We start from the raw sequence: 20,837 nt of genomic DNA, 5'->3' as shown, positions 1-20,837 counted from the left end.
CGCGGTAAGTCGCCGCATGACGCGCACCACGTTCGCGGGGCAACGCCCATTTAGGCGAATCCGTGCACAATCACGACTTTATGAAATATTCCGTGCTCAGAATGTAATTAATCAAAGATTATTGATGTGAACCCGGCCTGGCGTGTTGTCGGTCGCAGAACCTGCGTGCGCCAGCCGGGTCTCGCCGATCAGGTGGTCAAACCAGGCCGTACAGGCGGTCGCCGGCATCGCCGAGGCCGGGCACGATGTAGCCCTGCTCATTGAGCTTCTCGTCCACGGCACCCAGCACGATCGTCACTTCGCGGCCGGCCAGGGCTTTCTCCACGGCGGCGAGGCCTTCCGGAGCGGCGAGGATGCAGATGGCCGTCACGTCGACCGCGCCGCGGTCGAACAGAAAGTTGATGGCGGCAATGAGCGATCCGCCGGTGGCCAGCATCGGATCGAGCACGAAGCACTGCCGATCCGACAGATCGTCTGGCAGGCGCTCGGCGTAGGTCGTGGGCTGCAGAGTTTCTTCGTTGCGGGCCATCCCGAGAAAACCCACCTCGGCGGTCGGCAGCAATTTGACCATGCCCTCGAGCATGCCGAGGCCGGCGCGCAGAATCGGCACGACGAGCGGCTTGGGGTCGCTGATGCGCACGCCCTGGGCGGCGGAAACGGGAGTCTGCACGGTGACGGCCTCCACGCGCACGCCGCGCGTGCCCTCGTAGGCGAGCAGCGTCATGAGCTCCTCAACGAGCGATCTGAACACCGGTGACGACGTGTCCTTATCGCGAAGCACGGTGAGCTTGTGCGTGATGAGCGGGTGGTCGGCAACATGGACTCGCATAGGCTCAATTCTACTAGAGGCAATCCCCACGACTTGAGGTCAGCATGCGAGCACAAGATCAGCACACCGAGTGGATGCTGCTCGCCCTGACCGAAGCGCGCGCAGCCCTGGCCTCCGACGATGTGCCGGTTGGGGCCGTCGTCGTCGACAGCGCCGGCCGGGTGATCGGTCGCGGACGCAATGAGCGGGAACTGAGCCAGGACCCGACCCTGCACGCCGAGATCGTCGCCATCCGGCAGGCTGCCGCGCACACCGGCGACTGGCACCTGACCGACTGCACGCTGATCGTCACGCTCGAACCCTGCGTGATGTGCGCCGGCGCTATCCTGGCCGCACGGGTGCCCACCGTCGTGTTCGGCGCCTGGGATGCGAAGGCCGGCGCGGCCGGCTCGGTCTACGACGTGTTGCGCGACCGTCGCCTCAACCATCGAGTTGAGGTCTTCGCCGGTGTCAACGACACCGAGTGCGGCGAGATCCTGCGGGCGTTTTTCGAGGACCCGGCCCGCCGCTCCGGTCGCTGAGGCCTACTCCAGGCCCTTGATCACAAAGGTGTCGGTTGGCGGGTTGGCCAGGTTTGGGTCGAAGAAGATGTCGGGCTCGAGATAGATCGTGCGGGCCAGCGGCACCGCCGCGCGAATCCGCGTTTCGACGGCATTGAGATCGGCAGCGACGTCGGTAAAGCGGTGCTCTCCGTCGAAGGCCACCTTGGCACCGACCAGGATCTCATCCGGCCCGAGGTAGAACGTCTTCAAGTGGATGATGCGCTTGGTTTCCGGGCCATTCAGAATGGCCGCTTCAATGGCGTCGAGGTCTTTCTTGCTGGCGCCCTCGCCCACGAGCAGACTCTTGGTTTCAATACCGAGAATAATCGCGACCAAAACCAGGAGCACGCCGATGGCGAGCGTGCCGACGGCGTCCCAGATCGGATCCTCGGTGAGGATGGTCAGGCCGACCCCCACGAAAGCGAAGGCGAGGCCGGTGAGGGCCGCGACGTCTTCGAGCAGCACGACGGGCAGCTCGGGTGCTTTGGCGTGGCGAACGAACTGTACCCAGGTCTGGTTTCCTCGCACATGGTTCGATTCTTTGATCGCCGTGCGCAGCGAGAAGCTTTCGAGCACCATCGCGATGGCGAGCACCAGAATCGGCAGCCAGGCATTCTCGAGCGGATGCGGGTGCTGCAGCTTGTCGAAACCCTCATAGAGCGAGAACACCCCGCCGATCGAGAACAGAATGATCGACACCACGAAGGCGTAGACGTAGCGTTCCCGGCCATAGCCAAACGGATGCTCCAGGTCGGCCCGCTTCTTCGCCTTGCGACCGCCGAGCAGCAGGAGCAGCTGGTTGCCGGCATCCGCTACCGAGTGCACCCCCTCGGCGAGCATCGAGGACGATCCGGAGAAGCCCCAGGCCACGAATTTGGTGACTGCGATGCCCAGATTGGCCGCGAATGCTGCCACGATTGCTTTGTTTCCGCCGGATGCGCTCATGAAATCATCTTAGAACCGGGCTCACCGGTCAAAGGCTGCGCCAGGGGCGACCCTTTTGGCCAGTCCGATGCCGCAAAAAGTAGACTGGTCGGATGACTTCTTCCCAGAACGTGACTCTGCCCACGATCGCCTTCCTCGGCGCCGGTTCCATGGCCCGCGCCATTCTGGCCGGCCTGCTGAAGCCGGGTGTGACCGTAACGGGTGGCATCCGGGTCACCAACCGCACGGCGGCGAAGGCCGCTGAGCTGGCCGATACCGAGGGCGTCACCGCGTACTCAACCGAGGTCGACTCCGACGCCAACCTCAAGGCCATCGACGGCGCCCAGATCGTCATCATCGCCGTCAAGCCCTATATGGTCGCCGACCTGCTCGCTGAGATCAGACGCGAGCTTGCTCCTGGCACGCTCGTCTTGAGCGTCGCGGCCGGCGTGACGATCGACACCTTTGAATCGCTCCTGCCCGAACCCGTGCACGTCATACGCACCATGCCGAACACCCCGGCCGTCGTCGGAATGGCGGTCACCGGTATCAGCGCAGGCACCCGATCCAGCGATGCCGACCTCGAACTCACGCGCGCCCTCTTCGCGACCGTCGGCGACGTGCTGGTCGTGCCCGAGAGCAAGCTCGACGCGCTCAGCACCATCAGCGGTTCCGGTCCGGCCTACGTGTTCTACCTGATCGAGCAGCTCACCGAAACGGCTATTGCCAAGGGGTTCACGCCCGAAGAGGCCGCCGTCATGGTTAACGGAACCTTCCTCGGCGCGAGTGCGCTCCTCGCCGTGTCCGACAAGTCACCGAGCGAACTGCGCCGCCAGGTGACCAGCCCGGCCGGCACGACCGAGCGAGCCGTCTGGGAGCTCGAAAAGGGCGGCTTGAAGGAACTCTTCGACACCGCAACGGATGCCGCCCTCGCGCGTGCGAAAGAACTCGCCGCCTTCTAGCGGTCCGCGCCCGGCCGGGTCTCTGGTCTCTCTGTTGTTTGCGCCTGGGCCAGCGAAATTTTGGCCAGCAGCCCTGCGCTACAGCCCTTCAGCGATGGCAGCCGTCGCCTGCAGCCACGCTGTACGGGTGCGTGGCGCCAGGGCGTCGACGTTGAGCGGGCCGCCACCGACCAGCGAAGCGTCGTACGGAACGTCGACGACCGTGCGGGTGAGCTGGCGAAAATGGTCGTGCAGACGCTTCGACAGCTGCTCGTCGGCGGTTTTCGACGGCGACGCGAGCACTGTGACGGCCTGGGCAACCTTGTCCGCGTGACCCTTCTGCCGCAGACCGTCGATCAGTGAGGCCGCACCGTAACCCGTGTCCTCCCGAATGGTCGACACGATCACCAGCTGGTCGGCGGTATCGACCGCAGCCTCCCAGTTGCTGGCTCGCATGTTATTACCGGTGTCAATGACCAGCACCCGATAGAACCGGCTCAGCGTCGTGTGGAGTTTGCGAAAGGCGTCGTCGTCGATGCTCGCTGCACCCGCCGGATCGAGGTCGGAGGCGAGCGCATCGAACTGTGCGTCGCCCTGCGATCGCACATAGTTATCGAGGTCGCCCACCCGGGAACGGGCATCGCCGAACCGGTCGAGGTCGCGTAACAGGTCGACCGCAGTGTTGGTGTGCCGGGCGGCCTGGGCGCGCACGCCCAGCGTGCCCATGGTTTCGTTGTTATCCCAGGCGAGCGTGTAACCGCCGCGGTAGATGCCGAACGTGGCAGCGATAAGCAGTGTCGCCGTGGTCTTGTGCGCTCCGCCCTTGGGGTTGAGCACCACGATCGTGCGCGGGCCGTTCAGGCTGCGCTGCACGGCTGCGATGGCGGTGCGCTGCTGGCGTTCGGTGGAACTCGGTGTAGGCGAGACGAGGCCCCCGCTGAGGCGGCGCACGGCGCCCTGCCAGCCCTGCTCGGCCGGTCCGGCTGGTGCCGGCGGCCGGGAGCTGAGGAAATCGGCCAGGTTGGGCGCAACGGGTGGCGCTGCGGGTGACGGGGGCGTGGCATCCGGTGCGGGCGTCACCGCTGTGGGGAGAAGTAACGACTCGAACAGGGCACTCGCCGGCGCCGCGACGGGTGGTTGCAGCAGCGTGGCAAACGGGGTCGGTTCATCGAGTGCGGGTCTGACCGGAAGGGGTGCGGTGTTCGCCGGCTTCGGTCGGCTGGCAACAACGACCGGTCCGGCCGACTCAACCCGCCCGTTGGGATGCACGGTGAGCGGCCAGTCGCCTTGCTGGTCACTGACCTGCAGCAGAACCGACCTTCCGCGGCTGCGAGCCGTCTCGACCACGAGGCCGATGATCTCTTCGCGAACTCCGGCTTCATCGGTGCCGGTGACGCGCCGGCGGGAGCCATCGATGGTCACCTCGCCCGTCGTGTCGGTCTGAACAGCGGCGACAATGTCGGCTGGGGTGTTGGCAAGAGCGGGCACGTCGGGTGACATGGGTGAGCCTTTCCGTTCGCGCACACATCGTCAGCGCGCAACCTCGGGTGAGCTGCTGCGAGAAATGTCCGTATTAGGAGACTAGCCGGTCGTCTCCCCCAAATAGGGGGGAGCGCTAGGAACCGAGCGCGGCGAACCGCTCGATATCGGCCTCGGCGCCCGACACGATGATGAGGTCATGGTTGGACACCACGGTTTCCGGGGTCGCGTAGGTGAACGGCTTGCCGGGGCTTTTGACGCCGACGACGGTCACGTTGTACTTGCGGCGCACGCCGGAATCGACGAGGGTGTGGCCGCGGATGGGCTTCGGCGGGTACATCTTCACGAGGGCGAAGTCGTCGTCGAACTCGATGAAGTCGAGCATGCGGCCGGACACCAGATGGGCGACCCGTTCGCCGGCCTCGGCCTCGGGGTAGATGACGTGGTTGGCGCCGATGCGTTCGAGAATCTTGCCGTGCGACTTAGATATCGCCTTAGCCCAGATCTGCTGAATCTTCAGGTCGACCAGATTGGCCACGATGAGAACGCTGGCTTCCACCGATGAGCCGACAGCGCAGACGGCGATCGAGAAGTCCTGCGCGCCGATTTGTTGCAGGGCCTCGACGGAGCGGCCATCCGCTTGAACGGCATGGGTCACCCGCTCAGACCACTTCGACACGAGCGCTTCGCTCGTGTCGACGACGAGTACTTCGCGGCCCAGTCGGTCGAGCTGGCCAGCGGTGGCCGCGCCGAACCGTCCGAGCCCGATGATGAGCACGGGGGCGTCGTGTTTGATGCGATCAACCAACGATGGGTCTCTCTTCCGGGCGTTTAAATAGTTGCCTGCTGTGACTTGCGGCCAGTGCTGCCGCGAGAGTCACTGTACCAACCCGGCCCATGAACATCGTCGCCGCCATCACGTAGACGCCCTCAGGCGGCAGGTCAGCTGTCAGCCCAGTCGACAGGCCGCAGGTCGCGAAAGCGCTGATCACGTCGAACAGCACGACGTCGAAGGGCTGCTTCGAGATGTGAAGAATGAGGATGCTCGCGACGGCGACGGTGGTCGCGCCCCACAGTACGACGCTGACCGAGAGGCGCAGGATGTCGCTGGGAATACGGCGACCGAACGCTTCCATCTCCTGCTTGCCGCGTGCTTCGGCAAACGCGGCGAGAAAGAGGATGGCCAGGGTTGTCACCTTAATACCGCCCGCGGTTGACGCGGACCCGCCACCGATGAACATGAGCATGTCGCTGAGCAGCAGGCTCGACCCGTGCAGGTCGCTGATATCGATGGTCGCAAAGCCGCCCGAGCGCGTCATCACCGACATGAACAACGATTGAAAGATGGTGTCGCCGGCATTGAGCGACCCGAAAGTCTTGGGATTATCGAATTCGAGAATGATGTAAAAGATCATTCCGAGGATCATCAGGGCGATGGTCGTGACGAGGGTGAGCTTGACGTGCACTGACCAGCGGCGCGGCTTGCGCCAACCGCGCGCAAAGGCGTAAATCACCGGAAAACCGAGGCTGCCGAGAAACACGCCGATCATGAGCGCGCCGAGAAACCAGTAGTCGTCGGCAAACGGGCTGAGGCCGCCGGGGTTTGGGTTGAAACCGGTGTTGGTAAAGGCCATGGCAGCGTAGTAAAAGCTGTGCCAGACCGCTTCGCCTAGGGATACACCGGCCTGCAGCATGCGGGGAAAGAGCAGCGCTGCCACGCCGACCTCGATGACGAACGCGCTGATTGCAACGGTGAGCAGCAGGCTGCCGACCTCGCCGAGCCGCACGGTCTGGCCCTCGTTGACTGGGCCGGCGTGGATGCGGGAGGGGTTGGAGTCGCTCGCTGCCATCAGTTTGGCGCGCAGCCCGAGCCGCCGGGAGATGACCAGTCCCATCAGCGACGCGAGCGTCAAGACGCCGATGCCACCGATATTGACACCGATGAATACGAGAATGTTGCCAAACGCTGACCAATGTGTGGCCATGTCGACCGTGGTGAGGCCGGTGACGCAGATGACCGACACCGCAGTGAACAGTGCGTCGTGCAGCGGCGTGATGGTGCGATCGAAAGAGGCGATCGGCAGTGAGAACAGCACCGTGAAGACCATGATGAGCGCGGTGAACACCAGAATGGCGAAGCGCGACGGCGATTTGTGAGCGAGGGAGTCCACTCCGTCGCGGATGCGCACCAAAATGGAGAGCGGGCGCGGAAAAAATGGTTCAGTTCCGGTTCGAGACAACACCTGGAACCCCCGATTGACCTGCGACTATTGCCAGTTTGAAATGGTACTACGCGGCGGTGGTGATTACCCAGCAGTAATGACTACCCTGAAGTTATGGCAGACATCTTTACCGTGGTGGCGGATTCGGCAAGGCGAGACATTCTGCGCATCCTCTTGGAGCGCGCTGTTCCGTCGGGTGAAATTCGCGGTCCTTCCGGGGACATCCGCGGCGAGCTGAGCGTGTCCGACATCGTCGGGCACCTCGGGCTGAGCCAGCCCACTGTCTCCAAGCACCTCAAGGTTTTGCGCGAGGCCGGTCTGGTCACCGTGCGGGAAGACGGGCAGCACCGCTTCTATCGGCTGGAGTATTCTCCGCTCGAAGAGATCGAGGACTGGCTGATCCCGTTCCTCAGCGTCGACTTCGACCAGGCCGTCAAGGACGCCGATCTGGAGGCTGACGCCGGGCTGAAAGAGGAGCAGCGTGCCTTCGCTTCGGCGATCGGTAAGGCATTCGCTGACGCTTCGCAGATGTCGCACGTCGTCAAAGATGCCACCGCGAAAAAGTGGCGCAGAAACGGTTAGTTCGGGCCCGATCCGCCCCCTGAGTAGTTGGAGCAGGTTTTGTCCGATAGAATGGTGTTTTCGTGTCAGTCGCGGGCCCCGCGACTAAACCAATACTTGTGAGGTCCGTGTGGGTTCTGTAATTAAGAAGCGACGCAAGCGTATGGCGAAGAAGAAGCACCGCAAGCTGCTTCGCAAGACTCGCCACCAGCGTCGTAATAAGAAGTAGGCCGACCAAGAATTCTTGGCCGATCCTCGAGCAAAGCGCTAGCCCTTCGGGACTGGCGCTTTTTGCTGTCACCGACCGGTCCCCTGTTCGGTGCGCCACGACCGTCGTCTCGGGGTGGAAGTCGCCGTAGGCTGGAACAATGGCCACTGCACACCTGACCCTGATCGGCAAGCCCGGTTGTCACCTCTGCGACGACGCCCGGGACCTCGTCGGCAGTGTCGTCGCCAAGCTCGCCGACGAGCCTGGCGCCCCCACAATCACGTTCGACGAACGTTCCATTCTCGATGACGCCGAACTGCACGAGCGCTACCTCGAGGACATTCCGGTGCTCCTCATCAACGGCAAAGTGCACAACTACTGGCGCATCGATCCCGTGCGCCTGCGCACCGCCCTACTGGAGGTCTCATGACTATTCGCCACATCGTCTGCTGGAAGCTCACCGCCCTCACGCCCCGCAAGAAAGCCGATGATGCCGCGGGCATCGTGGCCGGCCTGGAGGCCCTGGTGGGTGTCGTTCCCGAGATTCGCGCTCTGACGGTTGGGCCGGATGTTGCCGGTAATGAAAACTGGGACGTCGCGCTCATCGCCGACTTCGATGACCTCGAGGCCCTCGACCGCTACCAGAAGCACCCGGAGCACAAAAAGGTCGGCGCGTTCATTCGCACCGTCGTAGCCGATCGCCTGGCGGTCGACCTCGAGGTCTAGCGGGCGCCGAGCCGTGAGTTTCAGACAGCTACTGTCGCCGAGCCCTGAGTTTGAGGCCATTTTTCGCCAAAAACGGGCCGAGGCCCACGGCTCGGTGGCCTGAACTCACGGCTCGAGGCGGCCTGAGGCGGGGCCGGCTAGGGCTCGAGGCGGGTCGGGCCGCGGAACAGGTAGGTGACCTCGCGAATGCTCGCCTGGTGCAGCATGAGCATCAAGACGCGGGCCAGGCCCATGCCGAAACCGCCGTGCGACGGCACGCCGTAGCGGAAGAAGTCGAGGTAGCCCTCGATCTCCTTGGGGTCGAGACCCTTCTCGATTGCCTGCGCTTCGAGAATCTCAATACGATGCTCGCGCTGGGCGCCGGTGGAGATCTCCGTGCCGTTGAAGATGAGGTCGTAGCTCTTGGTGATCGACGCGTCACCCTCGTGACGCATGTGATAGAACGGGCGGATGCTTGAGGCGTAGTCGGTGAGGAACACGAACTCGTGTCCGTATTTCTCGGCCACGTAGGCGGCGATCTGGCGTTCGCCTTCCGGGTCCATGTCGTCGTCGTCGCGGGGAACCTCGTAGCCGCGGCTCTTCACGATCTCCTTGGCTTCGGCCAGCGGGATACGCGGGAACGGCGTGCTCGGAACGGTCACTTCAACGTCGAACAGGGCGAGCACCTCGTCGCCGTGCTTGGCCTTGACGGCCGTGAACCCGGCCACCATGAGGTCTTCGTGGAGCGCCATGACGTCGTCGTGGCTGTCGATCCAACTGATCTCCGAGTCGACACTGGTGAACTCGGTGGCGTGGCGGCTCGTGAACGAAGGGTCGGCGCGGAATGCCGGGCCCACCTCGAAGATCTTGCCGAAGCCGGCGGACTGGGCCATCTGCTTGAAGAACTGTGGGCTCTGCGCGAGGTACGCCTTGGTGTCAAAGTAGCCGACCTCGAACAGTTCGGCGCGGGACTCACTCGCACTCGCCATGAGCTTGGGGGTGTGCAGCTCGATGAAGTCGTGCTCGATCCAGTACGTGCGCAGGGCGTGCTCGAACGTGGTCTGGATGCGGAAGATGAGGTTCTGCTTGGGGTTACGCAGGTCGAGGAAGCGCCAGTCCATGCGCTTGTCGAGGCTTGAGTCGGCGGCGATCGGCGTCTCCGGAATGGCGGCCGAAACCACGGTGAGCGTGGCCAGCTTGATCTCGATGCCGCCGAGCTTGACCCGCTCGTCGTGCTTGAGCTGCCCGGTGACCGTCACGAAGGTGCCCTGGGCGAGACCGGAGATGCTCGTGGCGGGCTCGTCGGCGACCACCTGGCCATCGGCATCCGTTGTGCGCGGGTTGACCAGCTGCACGGCACCGGATTCGTCGCGCAGCACGACGAATTGCACCTTTTTCTGGTCCCGCACCGTGTCGACCCAACCCGACACCGATACGGTGCCGTCATCGAGAGCGGACAGGTTCTTGATCAATACGCGCGAAGTCACAGGTCGAGTTTAGCCGGAGCCACCGAGGGTCCCCGCCGATGAGTGCCCGGTAGAGTGAGCTCCGGGAGGGACGGTGCCATGAATAGACTCGAGGTCGATACTGGGGCCGTTCGCAGCCTCGCCGAAAATTTTGACGCCGTTCGTCGCGGCCTCAGCGATGCGAGCGCCGTGAGTGCGGAATTGGGGGCCATGGTCGGTCACGCGCACTTGGCGAGCGTTATCGACGATTTCTCGTCAAAATGGGACGATCGACGCAATGAACTGACCGAGCAGCTCACGCAGCTGCACACGATGGGGCAAGCCGTGGCGGACGGATTCGAATCGGTGGATTCCGAACTCGCTCGAGCACTGACCGAGACCCCCGCCTCGTGAGCGGCTACGACCCGCTTCCGGGCGATCCGACCGGCGTGCGCACAGCGGCGACCAAATACACGCTGACAGCGGATGCCGTGCGCGACTCCGCCGATGAACTGCGTCGGCTCATTGCCGCTGATGGACTGGGCCGGAGTGAGGCCGTGTCGGCAATCGTGGAATTGTCCGGCGACGTCGCCGGCCGGCTGGAGCGGCTGCGCGGCCGATATGAGACGGCGGGATCATCGCTTTCCGTCTATGCCGATTCCCTGGAAATGGCCCAAACTATGGCACGGCAGGCGATCGATGCGCGTGATTACGCGGCGTCCGAAGCCGCGACCGCGCAGTCGTGGGCCGACCATTACTCCGACGCGGCGCGCGGAGCGACCGACCCGGCAGACCAGGTGGATGCCCAGCGACTAGCCCTCGCGCACGAGTCGGTCGTTGACGATCTGTCGGTCCAACTCGCCGCCACCCTGCAGAATTATCACGACGCGATTTCACTGCGCGATGCTGCCGCGGCCGTCGCCGCGGAGCAAATCGCGACCGCAATCGATCAGGACGGCCTCAATGACTCCCTCTGGGATGACTTCAGCGGGTGGGTCGCTGAAAATGCTGCCGTACTGACGACCATCAAGAATATTCTGGGTTACCTGGCGGCGGGCCTCGCCATTCTGAGTCTGTTCTTTCCGTTATTGATCCCATTTGCGCTGGCCATCGCCGGGGCAACGGCGCTGCTGAGCCTGGTGCTCGCCAGCACCGGACAAATTTCGTGGATCGAGTTTGGACTGGACGCGCTCACGTTCGCCAGCCTGGGTGTCGCCGCCATCGCCGGCGTGGCGCTCAAGGGCACGATGGCCGCCTTGAAAACGACCAGAGTGGCCCACCTCACCAATTTGGGGACCAGTAAGAATCCCCTGCGCTCGGTGTCCGCCAGCTTCAACGGCGTGCTCCCGAGTAAGGTCGGACTTTCGAACAAGGTGGGCTGGTACCGGGAAGTGTTTTCGACCAAGGGAGTCGCCAACGCCAAGGCGTCGCGGGTGTTGAGTAATGCGCGAGCGGGCGCGGGCGGCCCCGGCGATGATCTGCTCGTTGGCCTCGCCAAGGTCAATATCGGTTTCCAGCGCGTGGAACTGGCAATCCCTTCCGCGCTCAAGGGGGCGAACTTAGCCCTCGACCAGCTCGGACTCCCGGCACAGGTACTCAACCCCATCATGCCCGACGCTGTAGATGGAGTGCTCAACGCGGGTGCCTCCCTGGACGATTGGTACAAGAACGTGAATGAGCAGGCAACGTGGAGGGTGGGAGCGTCATGGTGAAACCGGGGTGGCAGAAAAAAGCCCACCGCATCTCAGACCTCGTATTCTTCGGGTCCGTCGTCTTCTTCGTCATTGTCTGTATGGGGCCGGCGCTCGTCATCGCTGTACTCGGGCTCGCAACTGGCTCGACGCCGACCGAGGATCAGGGCGGGTTTTTCGGCTGGAGTGCCGAGTATCCGGCGTTCAATCCGCAGTCCTGGACGCTCTTCATTCCGGCAATTGGACTGATGTTCCTCTCCATTTTCACCATCCCACTGTCACTGCGACGGTTTCCTAAACCCGGGCGTGCGACGTTCGCGTGGTTCACCTTCGTCGCCTTTCTCTTCTCCATTCCGCTGGGTACCGCATATTTCGGGGCGCCCGGCATTCACAATGAAGGTACCCTGGCCCTCTTCATCTACCTGACGGCATGGGTGCTCTTCGTCGTACGCGACATCCTGGGCTGGGTGCATCTCGTGCCGAGCTCGTGGCGTGAGGGTCCATCGGTTCGCACGCGTCGCGCACGAAAGCCTGCGTCAGCGGATGCCTGAATCGGTCATCCCGCCAACAGTGGCGGCGGCGCCGCGTGCTCGCTGCGCGTACCGCCTGGTTCTCCCCCCGGGTTGGGTGCTGATTCCGGTGGGCGAGTCGGCGGAGCAGGCCATAACGAATCTCGTCGATCGACAGTTTGCCGGACTGCCGAATGACAGTTACGGGCCGCAGAAGAAACGACTCGGGGACGGCCTGCGTACCATCGCGGCCGAAGCGCGCCAGGCCGGCGGGATTGACCTCATTTTCCCGCTGGCGATTTCGTGGCTGGTACCAGTCTCAGCGGGCATTGTGGTGAGCGAGGTGCGAACGAACGCACCGTCAGACACGGCAGTCGCCCTGCTCGTGGAACGCATGCAGGCACGGGAACTGAACGCGACAGTTGCCGTGACCCGAGCCGGACGCTGCGTGCGCGAACTCGTTGATCTGCCGCGTGCTGATCAACTAACGGTGGCCGCTGTGCGCACCGTGCACTACACGTGGCCGGTCCCTGGCGCACCGGGTACTTTTCTGGTCGCAGCGCTCACGGTGTCTGGGCAGGCGATTGCGGAGTTCACGCCAATCGTCGAGGCTCTCACCGAACTCTTCGACGTCATGATGGAATCGGTGGCGTGGTCATGACCGCAACCATTCGGGTGGATTTTGATCGCGACCTCTGGCTTTACGTTCCCGAGGAGTGGCCCTGGAATCAGTTCGCCGATCTCGACGACTGGGCCGGCACCATCACGCGTCTGTTGACGGATGCCTATTCCCTCGATCAGCCGACCGCGCGCTGGATCGATGAATCGTTGCACTCGATCGCGACCGACCGACCGGAGACCGAGTCCCGCTTTGTCTACCTGGCTAACCCGGCGGAGTTTGTCTTTTTTGTGAGCGTGCTGTACCCCACGAGTTCACCCGAGTTGACCCTCGACGACCTCGCGGCGGTGCACGACCCCGCCGCAACGAGTGCGGTCATGGTGACGACATTCTTGTCGGACCTGCTCGGTGACGGGGTGCGCAGCATCCGCTATGCAGACGTGGGGGAGCCCGATCATGACATTGCCGCGATCGCCCAGTATGCGTGGCAAAAGAACGGATTGGACGTGGTCATGATCGCCGCCAATTTCAACATTGCGCTCCTGACCGAGTTGCTTCCGATCGTGGACGACCTCGCCCGGAGCATCAGCATCGTGGACGCCTAGCGGTGCTCTCACGGCGGTTTCTAGGCTGGGGCCTCCGTAGACTGGTCGGGTGGTAGCCAGTCAAGTGCATCTCGTGCGTCACGGTGAGGTTTTTAACCCCGAACGCGTGCTCTACGGACGACTGGCGAACTACCGGCTCTCCGAGCGTGGCGCGCTCATGGCGGCCGCCGCCGCCGACGAACTGGTCGAACGCGGCCGCGCTGTCGTGCGCGTCATCGCCTCGCCGCTGCAGCGCGCGCAGGAATCGGCCGCCCCGATCGCCGCAGCTTTCGCTCTGGCCATCGATACCGACGAACGCATCATCGAACCGACGAACGCCTTTGAAGGCAAGCGGATGCGCGGCCAGGGTGGCGCGCTGCGCGACCCGCGCAACTGGCTGGCCCTGATCAACCCGTTGAAGCCGAGCTGGGGCGAACCGTTCCGCGCCGTCTCCGAGCGGATGCTCGCCGCGATCGATGACGCCTGGAACTCGGTCGACGAGGGCGACGTCGTGCTGGTCAGCCACCAGTTGCCGATCTGGATGGTGCACCGCTCTCTCGCGCACGAGCGCCTCGCCCATGATCCGCGCCAACGCCGCTGCGACCTGTCGAGTATCACCACCCTCTCCTGGCACGGTGACCATTTCGCTGAAACCGCTTATGTCAGCCCCGCGCAGGCTCTTCTTGACCCGAGTAACGATGTGGGTGCAGTATGAACCGCCGTCTGCTCCCTGTGATCGCACTGGCTGCCGCCGCATTGCTGCTGGCCGGTTGCTCCTCTGACCCGCTCGCGGACCAGTATCGGGAGGGCTCGAGCAAGGGTTTCATCGCCGGGGACGGCAGCGTCACCGAGATCGCCCTCGCCGACCGCGGCCAGGCCATCGATTTCTCCGGCGTGACCGAGACGGGCGAAACGGTCACGAGCGAAGCCTTGCTCGGCGAAGTTCTCGTCGTGAACTTTTGGTACGCAAGCTGCGCGCCGTGCCGCGCCGAGGCATCCGATCTGCAAAGCCTCAACGCCCAGTTCGAGAACGAGGGCGCGAGCTTTCTCGGCGTGAACGTGCGCGACCAGGCACCGAACGCCATCGCCTTCAACGAGACCTACAGCGTGACCTACCCCTCGGTGCTCGACGTCGATACCGGAGCCATGCAGCTCGCCTTCAGCGGCAGCATTCCGCCGAACGCGGTGCCCACCACGCTCGTACTCGACGCCGAAGGCCGGGTCGCTGCGCGCATTCTCGGCCAAGTTACGTCGCCGTCCATTCTAGAAACCCTGATTCGGGACACGATCGCGGAGACTGGCACGACCGAGTGAACAATCCCTTCGGAGAGATCGTCTTCAGCGGTCAGCTGCTCTTCGCCATTCCCATCGCACTGCTCGCCGGGCTGGTGTCCTTTGCCTCCCCGTGCATTCTGCCCCTGGTACCCGGCTACCTCGCCTATATCGGCGGCTTCACCGATGGACGTACCGGCGCCTCCAAGCGCGACCGACGCGGCCGCACCCGGCTCCTGGCCGGCGTTGGCCTGTTCGTGCTCGGCTTCACCGTGGTGTTCGTGCTCACCGGCGTTGTCTTCGGCGCCGCCGGGTTCTGGCTCAACTCCTACCGCGACCTGATCACGCGCATCGCCGGCGTCGTGGTCATTCTGCTCGGACTGGTTTTCGTCGGCCAGTTCGGTGCCATGCAGCGCACCATCAAGACCAACTGGCGCCCCAGGATGGGCCTGGCCGGAGCGCCAGTGCTCGGCGCGGTCTTCGCGGTCGGCTGGACGCCGTGCACCGGCCCCACCCTCACCGCCATCAACTCGCTCAGCCTCGGCACCGGTTCGCCGTGGCAAGGCGGCCTGCTCGCGCTGTTCTATTCTCTCGGCCTCGGAATTCCGTTCCTGTTGATCGCCCTCGGCCTCAACTGGGCCACCGGATCGGTCGCATTCCTGAAACGGCATATTCGTGCCATCAACCTGTTCGGCGGGGTTCTGCTCGTCGTCATCGGAGTACTCATGGTGAGCGGCATCTGGAACACCTGGCTCCTCGAATTGCAAGGGGTGATTGGCAGCTTTGTCCCGGCCATCTGACCACTACGACTCCCGCCCACAAACGCCGCAAGCCGGTGTCGTGCAGCCCAAGCTCGGCCTCACCGGCTGGCTCCGCTGGTTCTGGCGCCAGCTCACGAGCATGCGCACCGCCCTGTTTTTGCTGCTGATGCTGGCCATCGCTTCCATTCCAGGGTCGCTCGTACCGCAGCGCAGCTCCGACCCGAACGGCGTCACCCAATACTTCGCCGACAACCCCGACCTCGCGCCGACGCTCGACAAGCTGCAGGCCTTCGACGTCTACACTTCGGCGTGGTTCTCGTCGATCTACTTACTGCTGTTCATCTCGCTCATCGGCTGCGTCATCCCGCGCACCAAACATCACTTCCAGGCCCTGCGCGCCAAGCCGCCGACCACTCCTGCCCGACTCGGGCGCCTGTCCGGATTCACCACTCAAGCCGCACCAGCGCAAACGGATGCCCGCGCCGCCATCACGCACGCCCGCACCATCTTGAAATCCGGCGGCTACCGCGTCGCCCGCTTTGATTCCGACACCGAGTCATCCGTTTCGGCCGAACGTGGCTACCTGCGGGAGACCGGCAACCTCATCTTTCACGCTGCGCTCGTGGGCATTCTCGTGACCGTCGGCTTCGGCGGTGGCTACGGCTTCAGCGGCCAGCGCGTGCTCGTTGAAGGCCAGACCTTCGTGAACACCCTGCTCGCCTACGACTCCTTCAACCCGGGACGATTCTTCGACGACACCACGCTCGACCCGTACACGCTGAGCCTGGATGACTTCTCGGTCTCCTACGAACAGCAGAACCTGCAGGCCTACGGCCAGCCGATCGACTTCACCGCCGACGTCACGGTCACGCCCAAGGGCGCGGCGCCCGAGCCCGGCGTCGTCAAGGTCAACGGACCGCTGCGCACCAACGGTACGAGCATTTACCTGCTTGGCAACGGGTACGCACCGACCATTCAGGTCACCGCCCCCGACGGAACCGTCGTGTTTTCCGACTCGGTGCCGTTCCTGCCGCAGGACGCCAACCTTACGTCGCTGGGCATCGTGAAAGTCCCCGACGGCCTGGCCGAACAACTGGGTATGATCGGCTTCTTCTATCCCACCCAGGACAAGGCGGCTTCCGGCGCGAACTTCTCCAGCTACCCCGACCTGGAATACCCGCTGCTCACCCTGAACGTCTATACCGGTGACCTCGGTCTCGATGCCGGCGTGCCGACATCCGTCTATTCGCTCGTCACCGATACCCTGACCCGGCAGACCGGCGGTAAGACCGGCGTTGCCTCGATCGAGCTGAAGCCGGGCGCATCGGTCGAGCTGCCGAATGGCCTCGGCACCGTCAGCTTCGTCGATCACAATCCGGCCGCATCAGCGGCCGGCGATTTCACCCAGTCGGTTCCACGTTTTGCGAGCTTCGACATTCACCACGACCCGACGCAGATCTGGCTGATATCGTTCTCGATGCTCGTTTTGTTCGGCCTGTTCACCGGACTGCTCGTGCCGCGCCGCCGGCTGTGGGTGAAGGCAACGACCCGCGCCGACGGCACCGTGCACATTGAGTACGCCGGCCTCGCCCGCGGCGATGACCCGGCCCTTGAGGCCGCCGTGACTGCCGTGGCCGATCGTCACCTCAAACTGCTCAAGTCCCACCAAACCGTCGTCACCACCCCCGAATCGACTTAGGCTTACATCGTGAATCTGACTGACTCCGCACTGCTCAACTCGTACTCGCTCTACGCGCTGTACTCGGCGATGGCTGTCTACGCCCTCGCCTTCATCGCCTTTGCCATCGACCTGGCCCGCCGTTCCAGCGCCGTCGGTGCGATCGAGGCAGACCTGGTCGAAGCGGATGCCGCTCCGTCAGCGGTTTCCGCTGCATCCGCCGGCAGCACACTCACGCTGAAACGGCCCGTGTTGTCGCGCATTAGCGCTCGCATGGACAACGACGCCGCGCTTCCCTACGGCCGGTCGTCGAGCCTACGCGTGGGAGTCGCTCTCACCGTTCTGGCCTGGGCGTTGCACCTCGCGGCCACCATCATGCGTGGCTTCGCCGCTGATCGGGTGCCGTGGGCCAACATGTACGAGTTCGCCATGACGGGCACGCTGCTCATTATGACGGTGTTCCTGATCGTACTGACCCGCTCCGACCTGCGTTTTCTCGGCACCTTCGTCACCGGCCTGGTGCTCGTGCTCCTGGGGGTGGCTGCCCTGCAGTTCTACGTCGAGGTAGCTCCGTTGCCGCCGGCGCTGCAGTCCGCCTGGCTGGTCATTCACGTCTTCGTGGCGTCGCTGGCTACGGGCATGTTCGCGCTCGGCTTCGCCCTGTCGGCCGTGCAGCTGTTGCAGTTCCGGCGCGAGAACCATGTGGCCGAGGCGACGACCGCGTCGAGCGGGCCGATCGCATCCGCTCTTCGCTTGCGTTTTCTGGCCACCTTGCCGTCGTCGGCGACGCTGGAGAACCTGGCCTACCGCATCAACATCATCGGCTTCATCCTCTGGACCTTCACCCTCATGGCCGGCTCGATCTGGGCCGAGCAAGCCTGGGGCCGTTACTGGGGCTGGGACACCAAGGAAGTGTGGACCTTCATTATCTGGGTCATCTACGCCGGCTACATCCACGCCCGGGCGACCCGCGGCTGGCGCGGATCACGCTCAGCCTGGCTGGCGATCATCGGTTTTTCTGCCGTCATGTTCAACTTCGGCATCGTCAACGTGTTCTTCAAGGGCTTGCACGCCTACTCGGGCCTCTAGCTGGTCCCGTCGCGAAAGCGGGAAAAACGTTGCTTCGGCCACTCTGAAGCAACGTTTTTCCCGCTCTCGCAGAAAGCATCCTGGGGTTACTCGGCGGCGATGAGCGCGTGGGTGCGAGTCAGGCGGCCGAGCCACCAGTCGCGGCGCTCGGGGCTGGCCGCGTGCTGCGCCAGCAGCGCGGCATCGGGCACGACCCGGCGCACCGGGACGGCGCCGTTGACCGGCAGCAGTGGCTCGCTCGTGACGTCCTCGGCGAGCAGCGAGGCGGTGCCAAGGCCGCAGTCGAAGTACAGTCCCGGAACGGATGCTGCCAGGTGCGCGCCCATCGACAGCCCGATCGACGTGTCGAGGGCGCTGGACACCACGACGGGCAATCCGGTCTGGCCAATGATTGACAGCGCGGCGCGAATGCCGCTGAGCGGCTGCGCCTTGATCACCAGAATGTCGGCGGCGCCGGCCCTAGCCACGGCGAGCGGATCGCCGCTCTTGCGCACACTCTCATCGGCGGCGATCGGCACGCTGAGATAGGTCGTTCGGTGGCGGATCTCGGCGAGCTCTGGCACGGTCATGCAGGGCTGCTCGACGTACTCGAGGTCGAAAGCGCTCAGCGCGTGGATGGCGTGTTCGGCTTCGTCGACGTTCCACAGCCCGTTCGCATCGATACGGATACGTCCCTCAGGGCCGAGCACCCGGCGCACCTCGGCCACCCGGGCGACGTCGTCCGCGAGGGTCTGGTCGGGGCTGGCTACCTTGACTTTGGCGGTACGGCATCCGGGAAAACGCGCGAGGACCTCGGCCACCTTCTCGGCCGGAACTGCGGGTACGGTAGCGTTGACCGGAATGCTCGTGCGCAGCGCGTGGGGCGTGCTCTGCCAGCCGAAGTCGATGGCGGCCCGCAACCAGTTGGTGGCCTCGGCGTCGTCGTACTCGACGAACGGCGAGAACTCGGTCCAGCCCTCCGGGCCTTCCAGCAGCAGTGCTTCCCGGCTGTCCAACCCACGAAACCGGTCGAACAGTTTCAGGGAGACGACGTGCGCGGAACCGAGAAGCTCTTCCAAGGGGGGGACCATGGCATCCAGTGAGGGCATCATGGTTCCAGTGTGTCAGCCTCCGGCTGGATAGACGGCCAGAGCGGGGTTTTACCCGTTCGGGCTAGTCCTGTTCGTACAGCTCATCGCCGTTGTGATCATGGTCGACTCCGTTCGGCTTCACGTTGACCATCGCCACTGCGATGCCGGGCGCGATGAGCAAATAGGCGTCTTCAAAGCGGCCTTCACCACTGTTCACCCGCAACCAGTAGGGAAGTCCTGCGGCCAGGGAGCCGTCGATTTCGACCTGGATTAATTCAATGGAACGGCCGCCAAGCGAATACGGTTTGCCGCCGTAAACGATGTCGATGCGGTTCATGGTTCATCCTTCACGAGATTCGATTGTTCGGGCAGAGAACGGGGTTCCGGAACGATCTGCAATCCGCTGGAGGAATTGGCCGTGGCCATGAGCGCTTCGATCCACTCGCGATTCAGCGTGGGCGACCGACTCCCAAAGTATTTGTAAGCGATCGGGATGCCGGGGTGCAGCCAGATCGTGCTGCGTGCGTCCCCGGACTGCGGATCGTTGCTCCAGCTAAAATAGAACGATTCTCCGCGGCGCAGCTTGGCACCGATGACAACCTGAATGTGGGCCAGCACCCGATCGTTGAAGTCCGCGGTCAGGGTCGAGTTGTAGGTCAGCTTTCCCATGTCTCGCTCCTGCTCGCGTGCAATCGATGTGGTCGGCGCCCTAGTCCCGCAGGTAGTGCTCCAACCGTGGTACGTGCAGCAGCGCCAGCGCGCGTTTCTCAATCTGGCGCACCCGCTCACGGGTGACTCCCTCAATGTGGGCGATCTGGTCGAGGGTGCGCGGTTCGTTGCCGTCGAGGCCGAACCGTGCTCGCAGAATGGAGCGCTCTCTGGGCGGCAGGGTATCGAGAAAATAGCGGATGTCAGCGGCCCTCAGGGTCAGAGTGGCGTGTTCGTCGGGCTGGGGGAGGTCATCGTCGATGATGAGCTCGGCCATGTCGCCGGCGCCATCGCCGACCGGGGTGTGCAGGGAGATCGGTTCGTTGTCGTATTGCAGCAGCCGGAGCACGTCGCGCACGGGAAGCTGGGCGGCTTCGCCGATTTCGCGCGCAGTAGGGTCGCGGTCGAGCACGCTGGTCAGGTCGCGCCGGATGCGCTTGATCTTGTTGAGCTTCTCGGCGGTGTGCACCGGAATGCGGATCATGCGCGACTTGTCGGCCATGCCCCGGTGGATGGCTTGGCGGATCCACCAGGTGGCGTAGGTGGAGAACTTGTACCCGGTCATGAAGTCGTACTTCTCGACGGCGCGAACCAGCCCCATATTGCCGTCCTGCACGAGGTCCATGATGGGCACGCCGCGACCGGAGTAGTGCTTGGCAATGCTCACCACCAAACGCAGGTTGGCCTCGATGAACTGGTTTTTAGCGCGGCGCCCGTCGTGCACCAGCCAGGTGAGTTCGCGCTCGTCGGCCGAGTCGCGCGTGCCGGCACCCTGCAGTAGCCGCGCCTCGGCGAACAGTCCAACCTCTATGCGGCGAGCCAGGTCGACTTCCTGCTCAGCGTTGAGCAGGCTGCCCTTGCCGATGCGGCGCAGGTAATCACCGAAGGCATCCGTCGAGGCGGCGTTGTAATTACCCGGGGACGTGGTGCGACGGGGTGACGCGGTGGTGCGCGATTCCTGAACGGTGGTTGTCATGGTTCTGTCCCCCCGCATTTGCTC

General features: G+C 64.0%; 26 protein-coding genes. 16 read left to right on the top strand and 10 right to left on the bottom strand.

What is annotated here, in order from left to right; all coding sequences use genetic code 11:
- Positions 1 to 196: 196 nt before the first annotated feature.
- Positions 197 to 829 carry a uracil phosphoribosyltransferase gene (gene upp, locus CJ028_RS11795; protein ID WP_105035432.1) on the bottom strand — a complete coding sequence of 211 codons (633 nt, stop codon included), beginning with the start codon at positions 827 to 829 and terminating at the stop codon, positions 197 to 199.
- 44 nt (positions 830 to 873) lie between these two features.
- Between upp and tadA the strand changes: the two genes are divergently transcribed.
- Positions 874 to 1,350 (top strand): tRNA adenosine(34) deaminase TadA, encoded by a 477-nt coding sequence (gene tadA, locus CJ028_RS11790; RefSeq protein ID WP_240607223.1) that lies wholly within the window; start codon positions 874 to 876, stop codon positions 1,348 to 1,350.
- Positions 1,351 to 1,353: 3 nt separating this feature from the next.
- Here tadA and CJ028_RS11785 read toward each other — a convergent pair whose 3' ends face one another.
- A complete protein-coding gene (locus CJ028_RS11785; RefSeq protein ID WP_105035430.1) occupies positions 1,354 to 2,316 on the bottom strand; it encodes a cation diffusion facilitator family transporter in 963 nt (320 codons plus the stop codon).
- Between the two features lie 92 nt (positions 2,317 to 2,408).
- On the opposite strand from CJ028_RS11785, the gene proC reads away from it, so the two are divergent.
- Positions 2,409 to 3,257, top strand: coding sequence for a pyrroline-5-carboxylate reductase (gene proC / locus CJ028_RS11780; protein ID WP_105035429.1), 849 nt, complete (start codon positions 2,409 to 2,411; stop codon positions 3,255 to 3,257).
- Positions 3,258 to 3,335: 78 nt separating this feature from the next.
- On the opposite strand, the gene CJ028_RS11775 is transcribed toward proC, so the two are convergent.
- The 3 genes from CJ028_RS11775 to CJ028_RS11765 form a co-directional block, all read right to left on the bottom strand.
- Positions 3,336 to 4,736: a MinD/ParA family ATP-binding protein gene (locus CJ028_RS11775; RefSeq protein ID WP_105035428.1), complete on the bottom strand. Its 1,401-nt coding sequence runs from the start codon at positions 4,734 to 4,736 to the stop codon at positions 3,336 to 3,338.
- 115 nt (positions 4,737 to 4,851) lie between these two features.
- Positions 4,852 to 5,523 (bottom strand): potassium channel family protein, encoded by a 672-nt coding sequence (locus tag CJ028_RS11770; protein ID WP_105035427.1) that lies wholly within the window; start codon positions 5,521 to 5,523, stop codon positions 4,852 to 4,854.
- Positions 5,516 to 6,958: a TrkH family potassium uptake protein gene (locus CJ028_RS11765; RefSeq protein WP_439099040.1), complete on the bottom strand. Its 1,443-nt coding sequence runs from the start codon at positions 6,956 to 6,958 to the stop codon at positions 5,516 to 5,518. The genes CJ028_RS11770 and CJ028_RS11765 overlap by 8 nt, the downstream gene beginning before the upstream one ends.
- A gap of 93 nt (positions 6,959 to 7,051) precedes the next feature.
- Between CJ028_RS11765 and CJ028_RS11760 the strand changes: the two genes are divergently transcribed.
- The 4 genes from CJ028_RS11760 (at position 7,052) to CJ028_RS11745 (ending at position 8,432) form a co-directional block, all read left to right on the top strand.
- On the top strand, positions 7,052 to 7,519 hold the full coding sequence (locus tag CJ028_RS11760; protein WP_105035426.1) for an ArsR/SmtB family transcription factor: 468 nt from the start codon (positions 7,052 to 7,054) through the stop codon (positions 7,517 to 7,519).
- A 109-nt stretch (positions 7,520 to 7,628) separates the two neighbouring features.
- Positions 7,629 to 7,727, top strand: coding sequence for a 30S ribosomal protein bS22 (locus CJ028_RS11755; RefSeq protein ID WP_003792170.1), 99 nt, complete (start codon positions 7,629 to 7,631; stop codon positions 7,725 to 7,727).
- 139 nt (positions 7,728 to 7,866) lie between these two features.
- Entirely contained in the window at positions 7,867 to 8,136 is a 270-nt protein-coding gene (locus CJ028_RS11750) for a glutaredoxin family protein (RefSeq protein WP_105035425.1), read from the top strand.
- Positions 8,133 to 8,432, top strand: a complete 300-nt coding sequence (locus CJ028_RS11745) for a Dabb family protein (protein WP_105035424.1) — start codon at positions 8,133 to 8,135, stop codon at positions 8,430 to 8,432. Before CJ028_RS11750 ends, CJ028_RS11745 begins: the two co-directional genes overlap by 4 nt.
- Positions 8,433 to 8,569: 137 nt before the next feature.
- On the opposite strand, the gene aspS is transcribed toward CJ028_RS11745, so the two are convergent.
- Positions 8,570 to 9,898, bottom strand: a complete 1,329-nt coding sequence (gene aspS / locus CJ028_RS11740; RefSeq protein WP_167395139.1) for an aspartate--tRNA(Asn) ligase — start codon at positions 9,896 to 9,898, stop codon at positions 8,570 to 8,572.
- A gap of 78 nt (positions 9,899 to 9,976) precedes the next feature.
- On the opposite strand from aspS, the gene CJ028_RS11735 reads away from it, so the two are divergent.
- From CJ028_RS11735 to ccsB, 10 genes are all read left to right on the top strand, one after another.
- Entirely contained in the window at positions 9,977 to 10,270 is a 294-nt protein-coding gene (locus CJ028_RS11735; protein WP_105035422.1) for a type VII secretion target, read from the top strand.
- Positions 10,267 to 11,568 (top strand): hypothetical protein, encoded by a 1,302-nt coding sequence (locus CJ028_RS11730; RefSeq protein WP_105035421.1) that lies wholly within the window; start codon positions 10,267 to 10,269, stop codon positions 11,566 to 11,568. The genes CJ028_RS11735 and CJ028_RS11730 overlap by 4 nt, the downstream gene beginning before the upstream one ends.
- The gene (locus tag CJ028_RS11725) at positions 11,562 to 12,098 is read left to right on the top strand and encodes a hypothetical protein (protein ID WP_105035420.1); all 537 of its coding nucleotides are present in this window, start codon (positions 11,562 to 11,564) and stop codon (positions 12,096 to 12,098) included. The genes CJ028_RS11730 and CJ028_RS11725 overlap by 7 nt, the downstream gene beginning before the upstream one ends.
- The gene (locus CJ028_RS11720; protein ID WP_105035419.1) at positions 12,091 to 12,717 is read left to right on the top strand and encodes a hypothetical protein; all 627 of its coding nucleotides are present in this window, start codon (positions 12,091 to 12,093) and stop codon (positions 12,715 to 12,717) included. The genes CJ028_RS11725 and CJ028_RS11720 overlap by 8 nt, the downstream gene beginning before the upstream one ends.
- A complete protein-coding gene (locus CJ028_RS11715; RefSeq protein WP_129590474.1) occupies positions 12,714 to 13,280 on the top strand; it encodes a hypothetical protein in 567 nt (188 codons plus the stop codon). Before CJ028_RS11720 ends, CJ028_RS11715 begins: the two co-directional genes overlap by 4 nt.
- 49 nt (positions 13,281 to 13,329) lie before the next feature.
- Positions 13,330 to 13,974, top strand: a complete 645-nt coding sequence (locus CJ028_RS11710; RefSeq protein ID WP_105035417.1) for a histidine phosphatase family protein — start codon at positions 13,330 to 13,332, stop codon at positions 13,972 to 13,974.
- Between the two features lie 17 nt (positions 13,975 to 13,991).
- On the top strand, positions 13,992 to 14,573 hold the full coding sequence (locus tag CJ028_RS11705; protein WP_338064137.1) for a TlpA family protein disulfide reductase: 582 nt from the start codon (positions 13,992 to 13,994) through the stop codon (positions 14,571 to 14,573).
- Complete coding sequence (locus CJ028_RS11700) at positions 14,570 to 15,331, top strand: cytochrome c biogenesis CcdA family protein (protein ID WP_105035415.1); 762 nt, start codon at positions 14,570 to 14,572, stop codon at positions 15,329 to 15,331. The genes CJ028_RS11705 and CJ028_RS11700 overlap by 4 nt, the downstream gene beginning before the upstream one ends.
- Complete coding sequence (gene resB, locus CJ028_RS11695) at positions 15,315 to 16,991, top strand: cytochrome c biogenesis protein ResB (protein ID WP_105035414.1); 1,677 nt, start codon at positions 15,315 to 15,317, stop codon at positions 16,989 to 16,991. Before CJ028_RS11700 ends, resB begins: the two co-directional genes overlap by 17 nt.
- Before the next feature lie 69 nt (positions 16,992 to 17,060).
- Positions 17,061 to 18,059, top strand: a complete 999-nt coding sequence (ccsB, locus tag CJ028_RS11690) for a c-type cytochrome biogenesis protein CcsB (protein ID WP_105035653.1) — start codon at positions 17,061 to 17,063, stop codon at positions 18,057 to 18,059.
- Positions 18,060 to 18,145: 86 nt separating this feature from the next.
- On the opposite strand, the gene CJ028_RS11685 is transcribed toward ccsB, so the two are convergent.
- The 4 genes from CJ028_RS11685 to CJ028_RS11670 form a co-directional block, all read right to left on the bottom strand.
- Positions 18,146 to 19,129, bottom strand: a complete 984-nt coding sequence (locus CJ028_RS11685) for an o-succinylbenzoate synthase (protein WP_105035652.1) — start codon at positions 19,127 to 19,129, stop codon at positions 18,146 to 18,148.
- 82 nt (positions 19,130 to 19,211) lie between these two features.
- On the bottom strand, positions 19,212 to 19,466 hold the full coding sequence (locus CJ028_RS11680) for a hypothetical protein (protein ID WP_105035413.1): 255 nt from the start codon (positions 19,464 to 19,466) through the stop codon (positions 19,212 to 19,214).
- Positions 19,463 to 19,798: a DUF7882 family protein gene (locus CJ028_RS11675; RefSeq protein ID WP_105035412.1), complete on the bottom strand. Its 336-nt coding sequence runs from the start codon at positions 19,796 to 19,798 to the stop codon at positions 19,463 to 19,465. Before CJ028_RS11675 ends, CJ028_RS11680 begins: the two co-directional genes overlap by 4 nt.
- 40 nt (positions 19,799 to 19,838) lie before the next feature.
- Positions 19,839 to 20,813, bottom strand: a complete 975-nt coding sequence (locus CJ028_RS11670) for a sigma-70 family RNA polymerase sigma factor (RefSeq protein WP_161498967.1) — start codon at positions 20,811 to 20,813, stop codon at positions 19,839 to 19,841.
- Between the last annotated feature and the right edge of the window lie 24 nt (positions 20,814 to 20,837).

Source organism: Cryobacterium aureum, from assembly GCF_002954245.1.
Taxonomy (GTDB): domain Bacteria; phylum Actinomycetota; class Actinomycetes; order Actinomycetales; family Microbacteriaceae; genus Cryobacterium; species Cryobacterium aureum.
Note: the sequence above shows the minus strand (reverse complement) of the source record. Positions and strands in the feature narration are given on the sequence as shown.